This is a genomic window from Bittarella massiliensis (ex Durand et al. 2017) (assembly GCF_009876955.1).
Classification (GTDB): Bacteria; Bacillota; Clostridia; order Oscillospirales; family Ruminococcaceae; genus Bittarella; species Bittarella massiliensis.
This window is the reverse complement of the sequence record NZ_WWVY01000001.1, coordinates 213,307-233,198: the sequence shown is the minus strand read 5'-3', so window position 1 is coordinate 233,198 and position 19,892 is coordinate 213,307. Positions and strand designations below refer to the sequence as shown.

At 58.7% G+C, this 19,892-nt stretch carries 12 protein-coding genes, 2 tRNA genes and 1 riboswitch; of the genes, 9 read left to right on the top strand and 5 right to left on the bottom strand.

Going from position 1 to position 19,892, the window contains the following annotated elements:
* Positions 1-113: 113 nt before the first annotated feature.
* Positions 114-617 (bottom strand): hypothetical protein, encoded by a 504-nt coding sequence (locus GT748_RS01075; protein ID WP_021659823.1) that lies wholly within the window; start codon positions 615-617, stop codon positions 114-116.
* Positions 618-795: 178 nt separating this feature from the next.
* Between GT748_RS01075 and GT748_RS01070 the strand changes: the two genes are divergently transcribed.
* The 8 genes from GT748_RS01070 (at position 796) to GT748_RS01035 (ending at position 11,231) form a co-directional block, all read left to right on the top strand.
* Positions 796-872, top strand: a tRNA-Pro gene (locus tag GT748_RS01070).
* A gap of 169 nt (positions 873-1,041) precedes the next feature.
* Positions 1,042-2,499, top strand: coding sequence for a P-loop ATPase, Sll1717 family (locus tag GT748_RS01065; RefSeq protein WP_161213373.1), 1,458 nt, complete (start codon positions 1,042-1,044; stop codon positions 2,497-2,499).
* Positions 2,500-3,071: 572 nt separating this feature from the next.
* A complete protein-coding gene (locus tag GT748_RS01060) occupies positions 3,072-5,768 on the top strand; it encodes a putative bifunctional diguanylate cyclase/phosphodiesterase (RefSeq protein ID WP_161213374.1) in 2,697 nt (898 codons plus the stop codon).
* Positions 5,769-6,027: 259 nt separating this feature from the next.
* The gene (locus GT748_RS01055; protein ID WP_044992937.1) at positions 6,028-6,807 is read left to right on the top strand and encodes an SDR family NAD(P)-dependent oxidoreductase; all 780 of its coding nucleotides are present in this window, start codon (positions 6,028-6,030) and stop codon (positions 6,805-6,807) included.
* Between the two features lie 273 nt (positions 6,808-7,080).
* Complete coding sequence (locus GT748_RS01050) at positions 7,081-7,674, top strand: DUF308 domain-containing protein (protein ID WP_021660161.1); 594 nt, start codon at positions 7,081-7,083, stop codon at positions 7,672-7,674.
* Between the two features lie 170 nt (positions 7,675-7,844).
* Positions 7,845-8,558 carry a DUF2461 domain-containing protein gene (locus tag GT748_RS01045; RefSeq protein WP_021660162.1) on the top strand — a complete coding sequence of 238 codons (714 nt, stop codon included), beginning with the start codon at positions 7,845-7,847 and terminating at the stop codon, positions 8,556-8,558.
* Between the two features lie 51 nt (positions 8,559-8,609).
* Entirely contained in the window at positions 8,610-9,434 is an 825-nt protein-coding gene (locus tag GT748_RS01040) for an MBL fold metallo-hydrolase (protein WP_021660163.1), read from the top strand.
* Positions 9,435-9,596: 162 nt separating this feature from the next.
* Positions 9,597-11,231: a putative polysaccharide biosynthesis protein gene (locus tag GT748_RS01035; protein ID WP_021660165.1), complete on the top strand. Its 1,635-nt coding sequence runs from the start codon at positions 9,597-9,599 to the stop codon at positions 11,229-11,231.
* Between the two features lie 169 nt (positions 11,232-11,400).
* Here GT748_RS01035 and GT748_RS01030 read toward each other — a convergent pair whose 3' ends face one another.
* Positions 11,401-12,348: a nucleoside hydrolase gene (locus GT748_RS01030; protein ID WP_052537675.1), complete on the bottom strand. Its 948-nt coding sequence runs from the start codon at positions 12,346-12,348 to the stop codon at positions 11,401-11,403.
* 328 nt (positions 12,349-12,676) lie between these two features.
* Positions 12,677-12,902, top strand: a riboswitch (cobalamin riboswitch).
* A 293-nt stretch (positions 12,903-13,195) separates the two neighbouring features.
* On the opposite strand from GT748_RS01030, the gene GT748_RS01025 reads away from it, so the two are divergent.
* The gene (locus GT748_RS01025) at positions 13,196-18,247 is read left to right on the top strand and encodes an immunoglobulin-like domain-containing protein (RefSeq protein WP_161213375.1); all 5,052 of its coding nucleotides are present in this window, start codon (positions 13,196-13,198) and stop codon (positions 18,245-18,247) included.
* Between the two features lie 353 nt (positions 18,248-18,600).
* On the opposite strand, the gene GT748_RS01020 is transcribed toward GT748_RS01025, so the two are convergent.
* The 3 genes from GT748_RS01020 to GT748_RS01010 form a co-directional block, all read right to left on the bottom strand.
* A tRNA-Gln gene (locus tag GT748_RS01020) sits at positions 18,601-18,676 on the bottom strand.
* A 194-nt stretch (positions 18,677-18,870) separates the two neighbouring features.
* Positions 18,871-19,062, bottom strand: coding sequence for an alpha/beta-type small acid-soluble spore protein (locus GT748_RS01015; protein WP_059003892.1), 192 nt, complete (start codon positions 19,060-19,062; stop codon positions 18,871-18,873).
* A 107-nt stretch (positions 19,063-19,169) separates the two neighbouring features.
* Entirely contained in the window at positions 19,170-19,703 is a 534-nt protein-coding gene (locus tag GT748_RS01010) for a hypothetical protein (protein WP_143161662.1), read from the bottom strand.
* Positions 19,704-19,892: the final 189 nt, after the last annotated feature.

Sequence of the window (19,892 nt, the reverse complement as noted above, 5' to 3'; positions counted from 1 at the left end):
GGGCAAAATACACCGCCGGGAGGCGATGGGCGCAAAAAAAGCGCCTTAGAAGGCGCTTTTTTGCCGCGTGTATCCGTTTCTCACAGGTCGTCTTAAAAGGGGAGAGGGGATGCTCAGCGCTCCTGCTCTCCCCGCTGGCAGGCGCAGGAGCCGTGTCCCTGACAGTCACAGCCGCCCTGGCACCCGCAGCTGCCCGAGCAGCCACAGCTCTCGCGGTGGCAGCCCGCATAGGCGCGCAGATAGCAGAAGATACCGGCAACTGCCAGGAAGAAAAAGAAGAGGGTGGTGCTGACCCCGACACGGGAGATGATCGAACTGCAGTCCTCATTGAGGGAGAAGAGCAGCCCGGAGAGCAGGGTGCCGGCGGCCCCCACCGCGGCGAGGTTGCCGCAACAGCAGTAGGCGGCCTTGAGCTCGGCCGAGCGGCGGGCGAGGAGGGTCGAAAAGAGCAGCCCCAACAGCATGGCCGCCCCCAGGAAGATGAGGATGGCGTAGATGTAGGAACTGGCGCAGAAGTACCCCGACGCCAGCACGGCAAAGGACAGCCCCGCAAAGAGAAGGCCGGCCACCACGATGATGAAGCTGCGAACAAAGCAGCTCTCGGAATTCTGTCTCATAAAAGAATCGGTCCTTTCTAAAAAAGCCGAAAGATGGCGGGGCCGCAGCCCCACATGCCAGTGTATGCCGCAGCCCCCCTTTCCGCCCCGGCGGGCGAAGAGGGAAAAGGGGAAAATGAACACAAAATGGGGGTTGCTTTTTTGGCGGGAACGAGTATAATATTGAAGGTAACAACACCGAGGTGTGGCTCAGTTTGGTAGAGCGCTGCGTTCGGGACGCAGAGGCCGCAGGTTCAAGTCCTGTCACCTCGACCACAAGAAAAAAGTCGCCGACACGTGTCGGCGACTTTTTTCTTACTTATATTTTTGTACCATTAGTTTATCTTTGACAAAAAATTTCACTCTTCAGGAAAGCCAAAAATATTTATTTACTAAAAAGTTTAAATTTGGTAAAATTACTTAACTTAATATTAGGGGAAAAGCAATGAAAAAAGAAACCCTTCTCAAAGAACTCAATTTTGGATCTGTCGATTCTGAATCAGAGACAAACTTAGATAAAATATTTATCCAAACTAAAAACTTTGACGAATTTCTGGATCCAAACACAGCACTTCTCCTTGGAAGCAAAGGTGCTGGGAAAAGTGCCTTATATAGACTTTTTACAAAGTATGAAGAATCTGCAAGAGAGATGGCCCAGCATGCCATAGACAATGTCTACCTAGTAGCCGGTGTAGGATTCAAAGACGTTGCAGAAATGGACGATATGCAGCTTTTAAATCAGATTGAAAGCCAAAATATATCACCTGAAGCCGCCTGGAAAATTTATATAACATATAAGATAATACATTCACTTTATAAAAGCTACTCAATTGTATGCGGCAAAAATGGACGAAGAGTTCTCCAAAAATCACATTCTATTAAAGACTATCGTATAAGTGCTATTCTCAAACGCTTATATGAATGCTTTATTGGCGAGCCACCGCAACTAGAGCAAATTGACTTTAAAGATGTTTCAATATTATTAAGCAAAAATAGCAAAGTATCTATATATGAGCTGTTAAGTGAAATAAATGATTACCTTGTATCAGAGAAAAAAACTGTTTGGCTGCTTCTGGACAAGATTGATGAGCTATTTCCTAATAAAGCCAATGTAAGAAAAGAGTGTATAGAAGGACTATTTTTGGCGTACATAGACTTTGTTTCTAGATATAGCAATATCAAACTGAAAATTTTTCTTCGAACAGATATATGGAATACTCTATCTTTTGTAAATAAAAGCCATCTGACAGATAAGACTACTATTATTACGTGGCATGAAGATTCTCTCAAACACCTTCTTGTTAAACGCGCAGTATACAACAAAACTATCAGAAAATATGTAGAAGAGAGTGCCCATACAGATTCTTGGGAAAAAGATGTTAACGGCTGTTTTAATGCACTTTTTCCGCCCAAGGTGTACCCTGGTCCACGTGAAGCCAAAACAATGTCATGGATTATTGAGCGATCTAAAGATGGTTTAGGTGGTGTCTATCCCCGAGAAATCATAAATTTCGGCAATTATTCAAAACAAGAAGAGCTTAAGCTAAAAGAAGAATTCGATCGAGAAATAAACCCTAATACATCCCTCATATCGGGGCTCTCAATAAGGAATGCTTTTAGTTATGTCTCTACTGTTAAAGTCCAAAGTTATCTCAGTGAATTTAGGTATTTGTCAAAGCATTTTGAAAGATTTACTGGACAGCAGACTGCAGAATATTCACAAGAGGAAATAATTAAGCTGATGGAAAATTTACAACCTGAAGGGGAGGATATGATTCGTCAGCTTCACGAAACAGGTGTAATTTCATATAGTAGCGGACAAATACTGACACGAGATGCGAAAATCGTGGTTCCAAGACTCTTTAGAAGTGGATTGGGCATTGTTACTTTTGGACGGCCATAAATTTCATCTAGTTCTTTTCAAGGATATGTCTTCTACTTCTGGCAGAGACCACTTTATAATCCACGGATTTTCTGTACTCCCCATCGTCGTGGAGTACAACGCCGCCTGCATTGGCGAAAAGTACCAGGAGATTGCCCGGGCCATGGGGGCAAAGGGGTAGACGAAATGTCCCAGGACGAGTACCGCCGGGCCGCCGTCGGCGCGGTCAAGCAGCTCTCGGTCGATGTGGGCACCTCTCCAAGCTGGAGGCCATCCGGGAGGAAGTCCTCCTCTTTCTGATCGAGTCTACCTTTGCCGACGTCTACTGCCTCGGCAACCCCAGAGACATTAGTGTGGAAGAACTGAAGTCTCTTTTTTGCAAATTGATGTAATTTTTTGAAATAACTTTTTGACATCTCTCAAAACCGGGTTCTCTTGTGGGACAGCCGGTTTTTTTGTGTTTTGAGCCGATTTTGACACCGTGAACGCGAGATATATCTTTCTCCAAACATCCCCTTTTTGCGGTTGCTCTTTTCGACAGACATTGATATAATAAACAAAATAGATGCGGACCCTCGGTCATGGAGGACAAGATGCACAAACGAATGATGCCGGCCCTGCTGGCCGCTGCGCTGCTTCTCACCGGACTGCTCTCTGTCCTGTCGATTCGGGGGTTACAGGGAAACGCCCGGGTCATCAACTACGCGGGGGTGGTGCGGGGCGCCACCCAGAGGCTGGTCAAAGAAGAGCTGGCCGGCCACCCCAACGATGCCCTTGTCGAGCGGATCGACGGTATTTTAAATGAACTGGCCACCGGCGAGGGAGAAAACGGCCTCGCCCGGCTGAAGGACGACACCTTCCAAGGTCTGGTCTCCCAGATGCAAGACGGGTGGCGGGAAATCAGGGACGCCGTCGCCCAGGTGCGCGAGGGGGCCGACGGAGAGGCGCTCTACCGCCTGAGCGAGTCCTATTTTGAGCTGGCCGACCGCACCGTGTCGGCTGCCGAAGTCTACTCTGAGCGGCAGGTGGACAGGGCGCAACTGGCCCTGCTCATTCTCAGCGCCGTCTTTTTGGCCCTGACCGGCCTGCTGGCCTGGTACGGGGCGGTGCAGGCCCGGCGGCAGCGAGAGCTGCAGGCGGAGGAAGAGGCCAACCGCGCCCGGCAGGAGAGCCTCTCGCGGATGTCGGAGGACCTGCGCGCCCCCCTCGACGACATTTCTGAGCTGATGTACGTCTCCGATCTGGAGACCCACGAGCTCCTCTTCATCAACGAGACGGGGCGCAAGACCTTCCACCTGGACAAGGTGGCGGGGCAGAAGTGCTACCAGGTGCTGCAGGGGTTTTCGCAGCCCTGCTCCTTCTGCAACAGCCAGCAGCTGATCCCCGGCGAGACCTACACCTGGGAATACACCAACCCCATCACCCAGCGGCACTACCTGCTCAAAGACCGGCTGCTGGAGTGGGAAGGCCGGGACGCCCGGCTGGAGATCGCCTTTGACATCACCGAGGCGGAGGCGGAAAAGCAGTCCCTCAAGCGGACCCTCGACGCCGAGCAGATGCTGATGGAGTGCGTGCGCGCCCTCTATCGGGAGCACGACCTGGATCAGTCTGTCCCCCTGGTGCTGGAACAGGTGGGCCGCTACCTGTCGGCCGACCGCACCTACCTGTTTTTTGAGCGGGAGGGGCTGCTCTACAACGACTACGAGTGGTGCGCAGACGGGATCGCCTCGCAAAAAGAGCTGTTGCAGGAGATGCCTCTGTCCTCCATCGACCGCTGGATGCCCTTCTTCGACCGCCAGGAGTGCGTGGCCGTGGAAAACATAGAGGAGCTGCGGGAGCGCTCTCCAGAGGAGTACGAGCTGCTGCGCAAACAGGACATCGTCAGCCTGGTGGTGGCCCCCCTGGAGCAGGACGGCCAGCTGCGGGGCTTCGTGGGGGTGGACAACCCCCACTCCCTCAACGTGCGCACCGTCTCCTCGCTGCTGCAGACGCTGGGGTATTTCCTCATGCTCGCCCACCGCCGCACCGAGAGCGAAAACGAGCTCTCCCGGCTGAGCTATTACGACACCCTCACCTCCTTTTTCAACCGCAACCGCTTTATGGAGGACGCCGAGGCCCTCACCGCCCAGACCGGGCCGGTGGGGATCGTCTACCTGGATATCAACGGTCTCAAGGACATCAACGACCGGCACGGCCACGCCTTTGGCGACAAGGTGCTGGCCGAGTGCGCCCAACAGATGCAGGCGGTCTTTGAGGGGGCCAACTTCTACCGCATCGGCGGGGACGAATTTGTCATCATCTGCCCGGGGATGGCACAGGGCGATTTCGAGGCGCAGGTCAAGGCACTGCGGCAGCGCTTTCAGGTGAAAACCAGCTGCCGGGCCGCCATCGGCGCCCGCTGGGCCCAACAGTTTGAAGACCTGCAGCAGATCATCGCCAGCGCTGATGCCGAGATGTACGAGGACAAAAAGGAGTTCTACCGCCAAAACCCCGCCTCCAACCGCTACCGCCACCACAGCGACGAGGTGCTCCACCTGTCCGACCCGCAGGTGCTGCAAAAGGAGATCTTGCAAAACCGCTTTGTGGTCTACCTGCAGCCCAAGATCTCCTCAGGCGACCGCACCGCCGTGGGGGCCGAGGCCCTGGTGCGCTACCAGCCCCGCTCCGGCTCGCTGGTGCTGCCGGGCAACTTTCTCCCCCTGCTGGAGGAGAGCCAGACGGTGAGCCAGATCGACTTTTACGTCTTTCAGTTCGCCTGCTCCCGCCTCAAGGAGTGGGCTGACCAGGGGAAACAGGCCATGCCGGTGTCGGTCAACTTCTCCCGCTGCTCCCTGGCGCAGCCGGACTTTGTGCAGCGGCTCGACGACCTCTGCCGGCAGTACGGGGTGGAGAAAAAGTACCTGGAAATCGAAATCACCGAGACGGTGCGGGAGTCCGACGGGGTGAATTTCAAGGCGCTGATCGACGACCTGCGGCGGGCGGGCTTTATCGTCTCCATCGACGACTTCGGCACCGAGTACGCCAACCTGGCCCTGCTCTCCGCGGTGGAGTTCGACGTGCTCAAACTGGACAAGACCCTGGTGGACGACGTGGCCTGCAACAGCCGGGCCCGCACCGTGGTGGAGTCGATCGTGGACATCTGCAAGAAGATGGACATCCAGGTGGTGGCCGAGGGGATCGAGACGGAGGAACAGCTCTCGGCGCTGCGCGACTGCGGGGTGGAACTGGCCCAGGGCTTTTTGTTCAGCCGCCCCATCCCCATCGAAGAGTACGAGGAGAAATACCTGTGACCCCTGTTCCAGGGGGCCCGGCAAGACCGTTTGGCTTTGCCGGGCCCTTTTTTGTTCCCCGCATCTCCGCAAGATCGGCCGTTTTGGGGCAAAAATACCCCTGGGCAAAAACCTGCCGCCCCGAGCGGCGGCTCGTGGAACCGGGGAGCGAAAAGGTCCGAAATTCCTGATTGACAATGTTTTAACAAAGGAGTACAATACTCTTTGGAAACCCCAGTACAGACAGATGGATTTTATTGATTTTAAGGAGATGGGCAGAATGGGGATCTTTGACGGAAAGGTCGCAATCATTACTGGCGGGGGCAAGGCCAAATCGATCGGCTACGGCATTGCCGTGGCCTATGCTAAGGAGGGGGCCAACCTGGTCCTGACCGGCAGAAACGAGCAGAAACTGCTGGACGCCAAGGAGGAGCTGGAGCGCCTCTACGGCATCAAGGTGTTGCCGCTGGCGGTGGACGTCACCCCCAGCGATGAGTCGGAGGACCGGGTCAAGGAAGCCGTGCAGAAGGTCATCGCCGAATTCGGCCGCATCGACGTGCTGATCAACAACGCCCAGGCGTCGGCCTCGGGCATCCCCCTGTCCATGCAGACCAAAGACCACTTTGACCTGGGCATCTACTCCGGGCTCTACGCCACCTTCTACTACATGAGGGAGTGCTATCCCTACCTGAAGGAGACCCAGGGCTCGGTCATCAACTTCGCCTCCGGCGCCGGCCTCTTCGGCAACGTGGGTCAGTGCTCCTACGCCGCCGCCAAAGAGGGCATCCGCGGCCTCTCCCGCGTCGCGGCCACCGAGTGGGGCAAGGACAACATCAACGTCAACGTGGTCTGCCCCCTGGCCATGACCGCCCAGCTGGAGAACTTCAAGCTCTCCTACCCTGAGGCCTACGAGAAAAACCTCAGAGGGGTGCCCATGGGCCGCTTCGGTGACCCCGAGCTGGACATCGGCCGGGTCTGCGTGCAGCTCGGCTCGCCCGACTTCAAGTACATGTCCGGCGAGACCCTCACCCTGGAAGGCGGCATGGGTCAGCGCCCCTAGTCGCCAAAACTCCTTGCTTTTTCCCAGATATGAAAATACCGCCGGCAGATGCCGGCGGTATTTTTTGCAGCTCATCGGGCGCCCTTCCCTCCGCCCAGGCCGATATGCGGGAAAATATCCTCTTTTCAAGCCGGACACCTTCCCCCGCCTGTCCAAACTTTGGACACTCCGCCCCCTCTGTCTATGTTCATCTCCCCCGCCAGGCGCTACAATAGAGGTGTCAAGGGGGCATCGCCCTCGACGGTCAGATAAAACAGAAAGGGGAGGATCGCTTTGATCCGAATAGACGCCGATTTTGACTACACCAACGCCCTGGTAGAGGGGTGGAACCGCAAGCTGCGCTCGGTCCGCATCGCCAGTTTCATCATCAGCATCCTGCTGGTGGTCTGCGCCCTTCTCTGCGCCTTTTTCCCGGTGCAGAGCGCCGGGGTGATGAGCGCCCTAGCCGCCATCCTCATCCTCGCCCTGGGGGTCTATCAGCTCATCGACTACTTCTGCGCGCCCCCCTTCCTGCGGGAGGCCGGCGGGCTGGTCAGCAGCGTCCTCAACCTCCTCATCGGGGCGCTGCTCCTCGCCGCCCCCACCGAGGTCACCCTCTCCACCTTCGCCTTCCTCCTGGGGCTCTTGATGCTTGTCTTCGGGGTCAACAAGCTCTCCTTTTCCAGCAAGCTGGGCTACTTCGGGGTGTCCGGCTACGGCTGGGTGGTGGTCAGCGGGGTGCTGAACCTCCTGGCCGCCCTCTCCTTCCTCCTGCTGCCCCTCTTCTCCGCCCTGGTGCTCAACTACCTGGTGGCCGGCTACCTGCTGGTGGGCGGGGTGACCCTCTTCATCGAGGCCATCGCCATGAGAGACTTGAAAGTCCGCTGACAAAACCCGCTGCAAAGCCCTCGGCCGCCCGGCCGGGGGCTTTTTGCCGTCCCCCGACAAAGAGAGGGGAAACCAGGCCCCAACATTCGACTTTTTCCCCGATTCGTGGTATCCTGTTGCTGTGAAATCGTGCGGCCGCCGGGCGGTCCGCAGAGCAGGAGGTCTTTTTCATGCCCTTTTCCGCCGACACCCTGGACTTCTTATTTGAAAACCGAATGCACGACAGCCGGGAGTGGTTTGCCGAGCACCACGACCGCTACCGCAAGAGCGTTCTAGAGCCGCTGCGCCAACTGGTGGTGGCCCTGACCCCCAGCATGCTCTCCATCGACAGGGAGCTGGGGTGTGAGCCCAAGGTGGACCGCACCATCTGCCGCATCTGGCGGGACACCCGCTACACCCACGACCCCTCCCTCTACCGGGACAACATGTGGATCATCTTCAAGCGGGGCGGGCGGATGCACGGGACCGACTACCCCGGCTTCTACTTCGACCTGTCGGGGAGCGGCTTTGGCTACGGCTGCGGGTTCTACGCCGCCTCCACCGGGTATATGAATACCCTGCGCGGCCTGATTTTGGAGGGCGACCCCGACTACCGCCGAGCGCAGAGATCCCTCGCCAAGTGCAAACAGTACGAGATGGACGGCGATTTCTACAAGCGCCCCCACTACCCCGACCGCCCGGCCGCAGAGCGCCAGTGGCTGGAGCGCCGCAACATCGGCTTCAACGCCTTCAGCAAAGATTTTGAGCTGCTCTTCTCCGACCGGTTGGCGGCCTTTCTGGAGAGGGAGCTGCTCCAGCTGGCCCCCGTCTACCGCTTCCTGCTCAAGGCCGCCAAGTTGGAGCAGCAGCGGTTGGCCGCCCTGGACGGCGCACAGCGCCAGTAGCGGCGGCCAGGCCCACGACCCGCCCCAGAGGCGCAGAAAGGAAGGTTGGCAATGGTCCTCACCGTCCTGTCGGAAAACCGCTCAGACAGCCCGTTTTTGGGCGCTGAACACGGCTTGAGCATCTATTTGGAGGCCGGCGGCCGCCGCCTTCTCTTCGACATGGGGGCCAGCGGCCTCTTCTGGGAAAACGCCCGGACGTTGGGGATCGACCTGTCGTCGGTGGAGATGGCCTTTCTCTCCCACGGGCACGACGACCACAGTGGCGGGCTGTCCACCTTTTTGGCGGGCAACACTCGCGCCCCCGTCTACCTGCGGGAGGGGTGCTTTGCTCCCCTCTTCTCCCGCTCCGGCGACGGCTGCCGGCCCATCGGGCCCGACCCCGCCCTCGCCGCTTCCCCCCAGCTGGTGTTCACCGGCGCGCAGGAGCGCCCCGCAGAGGGGCTGCTCCTCTTTTCCGACCTGCAGGAGCGGGAGCACTGGCCCTCCACCAACCGAAACCTGCTGTTGGAAGAGGGCGGCGTTTTGGGCCCCGATCCCTTCTTGCACGAGCAGTACCTGCTGGTGCAGGAGGGGGGGACCGCCCTTCTCCTCTCGGGCTGCGCCCACCGGGGGATCGAAAACATCGTGTCCCGCTGCGCCCAGCACCTGGGGCGGGCCCCGGACGCGGTGGTGAGCGGCTTTCACCTGACCAGCCCCCGCAGCGGCCAGGCCGCCGGAGCGCCGGAAGTGCAGGCGGTAGGGCGGGCCCTGGCCGCCTACCCCCACACCCGCTACTACACCTGTCACTGCACCGGGGAAGGTCCCTTTGTCGGGCTGCAGGGGACGTTGGGCGACCGCCTGTTCCCCCTGCACGTGGGGCAGCGTCTCGCCCTGTGATCCCTCGCCGGCAGCCCGGCAGAGGCGCGGTCTCGGAATTTCAGAAAACCCGAGAAATGGGCGGCGTTTTGTGGTAAACTAGATAGGAACTTTTGGCGGCCAAACCGCATTTTCCCAGGGGGCAGCCCGTCTGCCCCGGCCGCCGGTAAAAGGGGGAAGCCCATGGCATCCAAACGAAAGCAGAACTTTCTGGTACAGGGGACCATCCTGGCGGTGGCCGGGATTTTGGTCCGCCTCATCGGAATGGTCTACCGCATCCCCATGGCCAACATCCTGGGGGAAGACGGAAACGGCATCTATTCGGTGGCCTTCGGCATCTACAACATTGCCCTCACCCTCTCGTCCTACGCCCTGCCGCTGGCCCTCTCCCGGTTGGTGAGCCAGCGGATCGTTCAAAAGCAGTATCGCAATGCCCACAATGTCTTTCAAAAGACCCTCCTGTTGGGGCTGGCCACCAGCACCGCCGTCTCCCTGGTCCTCTACTTCGGCGCCGGCTGGCTGGAAAACCTCTACGCCAGGGACGGCCTGGCCGCCCCCCTGAGGGTGTTGGCAGTCACCACCTTCATCATGTCGATGGTGGGCACCCTGCGCGGCTTCTTCCAGGGGCGGGGCACCATGATGCCCACTGCCCTCTCGCAGATCTTTGAGCAGATCGTCAACGCGGTGGTGAGCGTGTGGGCGGCCTACGCCTTTGTCACCTCCAGCCCCAGCCTCTCGCAGACAGCTTCGCGCGGGGCGGCGGGGGGAACGGTGGGCACCCTGGCCGGCGCCGCCACCGCCCTGCTGCTGCTGGTCGTCGTCTACGCCCTCTACCGGCCCACCGTCATGCGCCAGATCCGCCGTGACCGCACCGAGGTGGAGGAGAGCGGCGGTCAGGTCTTTCGCATCCTGCTGCTGACCATCCTCCCGGTGATCCTCAGCCAGACGGTCTACCAGCTGGGAAACACCGCCGACGACCTGATTTTCGGCAACATCATGCAGGCCAAGGGGATGGCTGCCACCGCCGTCAGCTCGCTGCAGGGGGTCTTCAACTCCCAGTACGTGCTGCTCATCAACGTGCCGGTGGCCATCGCCTCGGCCATGGCGGCCTCGGTCATCCCCAGCATCGTCGCCTCCCAGACCCTGGGGGACCACCGCGAAGTCTGCCGCAAGGCCGATTCGGTGATCAAGTTCAACACGGTCATCGTCCTGCCCTGCGCGGTGGGGCTGGCGGTGTTGGCCCGGCCGATCATCACCCTGCTCTTCCCCAGCCTGGTCACCTACCGGGACCTGGCGGTACACCTGCTGGAGGTAGGGTCCTCGGCCGCGGTCTTCTACGTCCTCTCCACCATCACCAGCGCCATCTTGCAGGGGCTGGGCTTTATGCGCACCCCGGTCAAGCACTCCGCCATCGCCCTGGCCATCCACCTGGTGTTGATTTTGGGGCTGCTCTGGTTCACCGACCTGGGGGTGTACGCCCTGGTCATCGGCAACATCACCTTCCCCATGACCACCTGCCTGCTCAACTGGCGTTTTTTGCGGGCCCGCCTCCCCCACCGGCAGAACTTGAAAAAAATCTTCCTGGCCCCCCTCCTCTCCTCCGCCCTCATGGGGCTTGTGGCCTGGGGCGGGTACCACCTGCTGCACCTGCTGGTCAAGAGCAATCTGGTCTGCACCCTGGTGGCCATCCTGCTGGCCGCCAGCTGCTACTTTGTGTTGGTGCTGGCCCTGCGGTGCTTCTCCAAAAAAGAGCTCTACGAGCTCCCCCTGGGCCGCACCATCGCCACCTTGGCAGGCCGTTTGGGGCTGCTGAAATAAACGCAACTAAAAAAGTGCTGTCCGATCGGACAGCACTTTTTTTGCTCACACCCCACACAGGCGGGTGGATCGGGATCGTCTGAAAGCCGGTCTTTCTTACCCCGACGACTGTGGCCCCCCATGCGGGTGGTGGATGGGGATTTTGCAGACTTTCAAGCGTCGGACAACACTACTCTATCTCCCGGTAGTACCGGCACATCTGCAGCAAGAGCCCCTTATAGCGGGCGGTGTCGGTGGTCATGGCCACCCAGGTATTGGCGGGGGCCACTCCTGCGGGATCCGCCACCGTCTCGCCGTCCCGGTCACCGGCATCGTCCCGCACCCAGACATGGCGCTCTTCCCCGCCGCAGACGGCTCCGTCCATCGCCCAGGCCACGGCGATGGCGTCATGGATGATGTTGGAATCCTGCCCTTTGACAAAGGCATTGTGGCGGGAATAGGTGAAGAGCTCCTTGAGCAGCGCGGCCTTGGGGCCGTCGCCGCAGGCGGCGATGAGCTCGTCCAAATCTGCCTCGCTCAGGGCGCCGTCGCAGGTGGCGTTGAGCCCCACCATGTGGGTGGGCAGCTTTTCAAAGCAGATGCGGGCGGCGGTGGGGTCTTTAAAGATGTTTGCCTCGGCATAGGGGCTCTGGTTGCCCATCTCAATGCCGCCGCCCATGATGTAGAAGCGGGAGATGAGGCCCGGCAGATTGGGATAGCGCATCAGGGCCTTGGCCACGTTGGTCAGGGGGCCGACGGCAAAGAGGAGCAGCTCGCCCCCCGCCCGCACCGCCTCGCGGTAGATGACGTCGCAGGCCTCGTCCTCATCCAGGGGCCGGCGGCCCTCCGGCAGGAGGATGCTGGCGATACCGGTGCTGCCGTGGACCGGGCTCACATAGTCGTCGCCCCGGTCGTATTTCTTAAAAAAGGGCTCTTTGGCCCCCGCCGCCACCTGGGCGCCGATGGCCAGCACCTCGTTGAGGGCGCGGGCGTTGTAGAGGGTCTTCTTCAAGGGCATGTTGCCGTAGACCGCCGTGATGGCCCGGATGTCAAAATGGGGGCAGCTTTGGGCGAGAGCCAGGGCAAAGGCGTCGTCCACACCGGGGTCGCAGTCGATGAGCACGGGAATGCGCGTCACAGGGATCGCCTCCAAACAATTTAGTCTTGTCTCCATCATACCAGATGACAGCGGGCGGGCAAAGGACAAAAGACCTGTTGGAGGGAGAGAAAGCAGGCCCCCGCCATGCCGTCAACACACAACAGCACAATGCAAAAAACTTTCATTTGGAAGAGCGCCCCTTTTGAAAGCGGGTGTTGCGTTGCAGACCTTGGGCAAACCGGCGACCTGTCGCACAATCGTCAAAACCGGCCTGCGCCGCTCGCCGTAAAATACGGGGGGGGCGGTGGCACTCGTGGAGCAATTTACAACAATGGAAGTTTATGTTATAATGGCCCAAATTGAATAGTCAATTTGTTTGGGGTATGGTTTGAAAGGCAATCTGCCGAGTAGATGAAAAGGGAAACCGGTTGGAATCCGGTGCAATCGCCATTACTGTATTTGACAAAACGGGAACGACATTTGCCATTGGGATGCTCACCACAGGTGAAAATGCAAACTGAGAAGGCGTCGTTTCGGAAGCAAACTCTGCTTCGGTCATAAGTCAGGAGACCTGCCATACCCCCGTCGGATCGATCCTCCCGGGCGAGGGAATATTGCCGAGTATTGTTTTGCGGTAGCATGCCGTCTCCAAGGAATTTGACTGTTCTATGGGGCGCGTTTGCCTGTAAAAGATATTTGTGTGCTTTCCCCTGACGGGGAGAGCACTTTTTTATTTTTGCAGGGGGTGAAGGACAGAGCAGGACACAGAAAAGGGGAAACAGGTATGCCGAGGATGGTCCTTTTGGGAACGGCCCCCTCAAAAGCAGGAGGGCTGTCTTCCAAAGGATCCTGATCCAAGGGAAAACAACAAAGGAGTTTAGAAGAAATGAAAAAAGTGGCACAGCGAATTTGGGCGTGTGCACTGGCGTTCCTCATCGCCCTCTCCTCGACGGGGGTCACCGTCTGGGCAGAAGGCGCGCCGTCGAGCGAGCCGGCTGTTGTCGACGACGTCTATCAAATCGGCACTGCGGCAGAGCTCACCTGGTTTGCAAACCAGGTCAATGGCGGCAACACGGGGATCAACGCCGTCCTCACTCAATCCATTGACTTAAACAGTCAGGCCTGGACGCCAATTGGAAACGATTACGACCACGAGTACTCCGGGACCTTTGACGGCCAAAACGAAACGATCAGCAACCTATCCATCAACGCCACAACAGGATACCAGGGACTGTTCGGCAATGTGGGAAAAACAGGCACAGTCAAAAACCTCACTGTTGGGGGGACTGTCTCTGTCAAAGCCAACGGCAACTATGTGGCTGGCCTTGTCGGCTTTAATAAGGGGACGATCGACAACTGCACCACCAATGTGAATGTGACCCGCGATTCCACATCTACAAGCGCATACACCGGCGGGATCACAGGTCAGAACAACGGCACCATTATTCGCTGCTACAATGGCGGAGCGGTTAAAGGGGTGATAGCCGGCGGCATTGCAGGCTATCAGTCAGAGGCAACCAGCAGTATTTCTGGCTGCTACAACGCCGGCGCGATCAGCTGCCCCCAGGGCAACCTGGCTTCTGGGACCGGCGGGATCGTCGGAAAGACCAACAAGACCGGCTACGTGTACAACTGTATCAATGCCGGAGTGATCGAATCGGAAAGCACCCTAGCCGCCAACTCCTATGTGGGCGGAATTGTCGGCAGAACCACCAAGAATACCGCAACACCCACTGCAGCATTTTTTAACAACTTGAACTGTGGAGAACTAAAGTCTGCGGGCAGTGTCACCGCTCCCATTGCGGGGAGCCTTCTGGACGGCAACTTCGCCGCAGGAAATGTCTTTTTGGCCGACGCGACAGACGAGGCCACCGGCGCCTATGCGGAGGAGCAGCTAAAAAGCTCTGCGGTCGTCGACAAACTCAATCGCAACGAGGGGAGCTCCTTCGTTCCAACAATCGACGAGTCTATCCAGTACGTGGCCGTCGCAAACGGCTATCCCACACTGAAGTGGCTGGCTGGCAGCGCACCGGTGGTGCCTGTGCCCGTCACGGCCGTCTCGCTCGCCGGCTCTCCCAAGGCGGGAGAAAAGCTCACCGCCAAGGCCACCGGTACGGATGGGACCGCAGCCACCAAGGTGACCTACCAGTGGCAGTCCTCCTCGGACAACGGGGGGAGCTTCACCGACATTGCGGGGGCAACCGACCCCACCTTCACCATTCCAGAAGACGGGAGCTATCTCGGCGCCCTCCTGCGGGTGCAGGTGTCGGGGGAAGAGGGCTCCTCTGCCACCTCCCAGGCAATAGGGCCGGTGGAAAAGTCTGATGCGCAGAAGTTGGCGGAAGACAAAGAGGCCCTGACCCTGAATGTCACCGGCGCCATCAAAGAGGCGCAGACCCTCGTGTTGCCCACTGCCGGCGGCAATGGGAGCGCCATCACCTGGCAGAGCGATACCCCCTCTGTCATCACCGACGCCGGCGTGGTCAAGATCCCCGACAGCGGCATCGCCAACGTCAAGTTGACCGCCCACCTCACCCTTGGCGGGGTGAGCGACAGCAAGGTGTTCTCCCTCACCGTCTATTCCGAGGCGGGGGTGGGGGACCAGGAGTATGTCGACGCCGCCAAGAAGGCGCTGGAGGACAGCTGGACAAAGCTCAATCCCGTTTACGGGAAGGACACCAACATCGTCACCGTGCTCTCCAACAGGCTGGCAGAGCTCGGCTATGAAAATGTGCAGGTGAGCATCCTCACAACCGGAAACGCCGACTACATCGCCGCTGACGGCAGCATTACCTATTACGCCAAAAACCCCAACGAGACCGACTACCTGCATTTTGCCAACGTCTCTTTGACCTTCCAACTGCAGCGCGGCGGCGCCAGCTGTGAGTACAGCAAGACCGCAACGATCCACTGGGACGCCGACTTTGTCAGGGCGACCATGACTTCGGAAATCGCCGACAAGGTCACGGAGGAGTCCATCCGGGGCAGCAACGAATCCCTCGCAGCCGTCACCTCCGATTTGACCCTCCCCAAGGTGGTCGATGACAAGAAGTGGGCCCTCATCGAGTGGAGGTCCTCCGACCCCAGCGTCATCTCCATCGACGCTAGCGGTCAGAGCTCTGCCGACACGCTGTTTGACCCCTACAAGGGGGTCATCAAGCGCGGAATGGCCGACCAGGTCGTCACCCTCACGGCAACGTTTGACTATCAGTTCGTCCGCGACGGCGATGAAGCGCCGATCACTCTCACCAAGCAGTTTGACGTGCGGGTCAAGGCGCTGGATGGCACCGAGCTGCAGGATTTGATGCAGCGGGAGCTGGATGAAAACTACACCCTCGACAAGCTGACCTATATGGGCGGCGGCGCCCTCTCGCCCGACGCAGTCGATTGGGACATCCAACTGCTGACCCCCAGCAAAACTGGGATCGCAGGTGTGGAGAACTACCAGTTTGAAGTCACCTCCAGCGACCCTGATCTCATTTCCGTCAACAGCTATCGCGCCAATGTCTACCGCCCCCTTCCCGGCCAGGCCGACCAGACAGTGGTGCTGACGGTGAAGATGTCCCATAAAAACTACAACCTGTCCGTGACCAAGACGCTCTCCCTCACGGTCAAAGCCCTCGAACAGGGGGAAATCGACAGCGCCCTCGCATTGATGGAGAGCGCCAAGCAAAACTACTTTGACGGGCTCAACAAAGGCGTCAACACCGACGCCAACCACATTTCTGGCAACCTCTCCTCCTTCCAGGAAGCCGTTTGGAACGGGGATACCCAGTCGGTCGACTGGATCTACAACTATAGGGAAACCACCGGCAAGGGGATCGTACCGGTCAGCATCGATCCGGAGCGGCCCTCGGAGCTGTGGGACCGGTTCTATTCCTCCAATCCCTCGGTCATTTCTCACGAAAACCTCTTGGTGACCCAGCCCGAATACAACCAAAAAGTGACGATCTCCAGCTGTCTGACCAGCGAGGTGTTCGAGCGGTACGCCCTAAAATATCCCGAGAGAGAGGACTTTGCCAAACTCTATCGCCAGCCCGTTTCGGTCGAGCTCACCGTCCTGGGGGCGAAGGGAGAGGGGACCGCGGAGCAGACCAAAGTCAAGGGGACCTTTGCCCTGATTGGAGACTCCGCCCACGGCTCCGACCCCCATATCGCCTATCCGACCTGGTTTAAGGACAGCTTTGAAGCAGAGGCCGGAACCACCGTGATGGACGTTTTTCAAAAGCTCCTCACCGAAAGAGGGTACTCCTATGAGGGCAGCCACTACATCTCTTCCATCACCACTCCGGGCGGGCTGACACTCGCCGAAAAGGCCAACGGGCCCGACAGCGGCTGGATGTTCTCTGTCAACGGCGAGGTCAGCCCCGTCTATGCAGACAGCTACATCCTCAAAGACGGCGACACTGTGCTCTGGTTCTACACCGATGATTACGATGGGGACAGCCGGGTAGAAAATGGAGAAATCGCTGTCGATTCCGATGTCACCCTCCCCGATTATATCGCCCAATGGGGCAGCTTCCGCGGAAGTGACGCCAATGTGGCGGTCGTTCAATCGAAAACGCCCACCGCTGCCAACGCCAAACTGAGCTGGTCCACCGCCCTCAAGGAGGTCAGCGACTGGAATACCGCCATGTCGGAACCTCTGATCATCAACAATCAGCTCTACATTGCAGTGGGCGACGAACTGGTTGTTTTAGAGCGCAATGGCACAGTCGTCAAAAAGGGGCAGTTGGCGGAGCCCATCGAATACACCTGCCGCCCCATCTATGAGGGGGGAAAGGTCATCGTTCCTCTGCGCAGCGGCCGTTTCCAGGCGCTGGCAGCCGATTCCCTGAAAACGGTGTGGCTGACCGATGCCCTGCCGGCCAGGAAGATCGACGGCAAATATTACGACCAACAGATTTTGGGCACCGTGGTAAGCGACGGCGGCCTGCTCTACGCGGCAACCGCCTGCACCGACTCGAAGGGCAGTTATGGCGGCCTTGTCTTCTGTTTTGAAGCGGCGACCGGACAGCTCGTCTGGCAGTTTGAAAATCCTACAGCCGGCTACTATTGGAGCGGCGCTGTCGTTGTGGACGGCACCCTCATCATTGCGGGAGACGACGGTATCCTCCTCGCCCTGGACGCCAAAACGGGCGGTGAGGTCGATCGCCTCGACCTCGGCTCCCCTGTTCGCTCCACCATTGTCAGGGCGGAGCACACCGTCTATATCACCTCTCAAGATGGCATGCTGCACAAAGTCGAGCTGCAGGCCAACGGCGCGTCGAAAAGGAGCCTGCTGCGAAAAAGCGCTGTCCGCCAGGGCGATCTCTTCGGCACCCACGAGCGCGTCTCATTTGCCGACTACAGCACCGGCACTCCCGCCATCTACAGCGGAAAGGCCTATATCGGCGGCAAGCTGAGCGACGGCACCGGACTTCTCAGCGTCATCGACCTGAACACCATGCAGGTGCTCCAGAGGGTTTCCGTCCCCGGCGAAGTAAAATCCACCCCTCTGGTTTCGGTGGATCCAAGTGGAAAAGTCTCTGTCTATTTTACCTCAAATGACAGCACCGGCGGTCTCTATGCCCTGCACGAGGGACAGAGCCGGGCAGACGTCATCTTCCTCCCCGAAGGGGACGCAGCCAACTACTGCATCTCCAGCGCGATCGTGGACAAAGACGGCACCCTCTACTATACCAATGACAGCGGCCAGCTGTTTGCCATTTCCAGTGCGGGCGGCAACACCCCCGATCCGGACCAACCCGGTGACGACCCCAATGATGAACCCAGCGATGTTCCCGCCGCTGGCGGGGACAACACTCCCTCCAATGGGGAAGGGGCGGCAAATACCGGCGACTCCGCCGGCTTGAATGCCCTGTTGCTCCTATTGTTTACCTCTGCGGGGGCCTTCATCTGGATCATCTACAAAAAGCATCCCAACGAAGAAAACTGACGATAGATCCCTTATGTAAAACGCACAGGGAGGGGGAGCACCGATCTCGGTGCTCCCCCTCCTTTCACGCTAGAATGAGAGAAGCAATGGGCCAAATTAAAAACACAGGAAGGCCTCAACCGCACGGCGATCCATGGCTGGAACACCGAGCAGCCGATAGCGCCCCCTGCCCTGCGGCTGTCAAGGCGTTGAAGACGGGGGCCGATGCCCTGAAAACACTGATTTTTTAAGCGAGCGAAGGATGCACACGGCCATTGCCAGCACAGGCGCTGACGGCCCGCATCGACACCTGCGCGCGTGGGCACTGTCTATCAACTGCAAAAAGGGTCGCATCTTTCGATGCGACCCTTTGCTGGCTGGGGTAGAAGGATTCGAACCTTCGGAATGACGGAGTCAGAGTCCGTTGCCTTACCGCTTGGCGATACCCCAATATTTTCTTGGCGTCAGCAGTATTTATTATACCCCAAAAAGGGGAAAAGTCAACCTGTTTTTTCATTTCCTTTTTATTTTTTCCTCGCGAAAAGAGGTGGTAAAGCAACTCCCTCTCTTCCCTCCGCCCACGGGAAAAGCGCCCCCCCTATTGGGGGGGCGCTCCCTGCGAGAGAAAAAAGCGAGAGGCGAAGTTACTTCGCGGAGTTCTCGTAAGCTTCGATCATCTTTTTGACCATCTGGCCGCCCACGGAACCGGCCTGCTTGGAGGTCAGGTCGCCGTTGTAGCCCTGTTTCAGGTTCACGCCAACCTCGTTGGCAGCTTCCATTTTGAACTTGTCCATCGCTTCGCGAGCTTCGGGAACAACAATTTTATTGCTAGACATGATACATACACTCCTTAAAAAATAGATGTTATTTGCGTTTGCAATAGTAGTATGGCCGCACCCGCCAACACTATAACTGGAAATGTTTTCTCATCTTTTTCTGCATTTTAAAGGGTGTTTGACGACGGCGGGAGCCCGAGGAAGAGGGAGACGGCCGCTGCCGCCAACAGAGTGTACCCGCCGCTGATCCCCGGCGGCAGAGGCAGGTCCTGGGGGTCGGCCAGCCGCCCGAATGGGCCGTGGATGGGCCGCAGCAGGCTCACCACCGGCTGGCCGTCCTGGCAGCTGGAATAGGTGAGGGTGTCCCGCAGGGACATGCCGCAGCTGACGACCTGCCCCCGCACCTCCCCCGTCTGGTGGAGCCAGGGGGCGTCTTCCTGCCGCACCACAAAGCCGCCGGCAAGAGCGTTGGGCGGGAGGGGTGCGCCCCTCGCCCCCTCTTTGATGACCACCAGGCTCTGCCGCCAGCGCAGGGCGTCCCAGCCCTCGCTCTCAAACAGGCCGTACGTCCGCCCTTCCCGGGAAAATACAGCGGTCTGCCCGCTGCGGCAGAGGAGGGCTTCCCCCCGAAAGAGGAGCTTTTCCACCGCCCGGGGGATCCTTCTGTCCCCACTGGGCCCCAAAAACAGAATCGGGATCAATCGCTCATCACCACTTTGCCTTTTCTGCCGCCGTCCGGCGGCCATTCCCCCTTATTCTGCCCAGGATTTGCCGCCGCCACACTTTTGCGCAAAAAAAGAGACCGCCTCCCAGAGGCGATCTCTCGTTTGAGCGATTTGATTGCTTTGGCGCGCGCAAATTGCAAAGGGGGCATGCAATCCTCCCCCGTC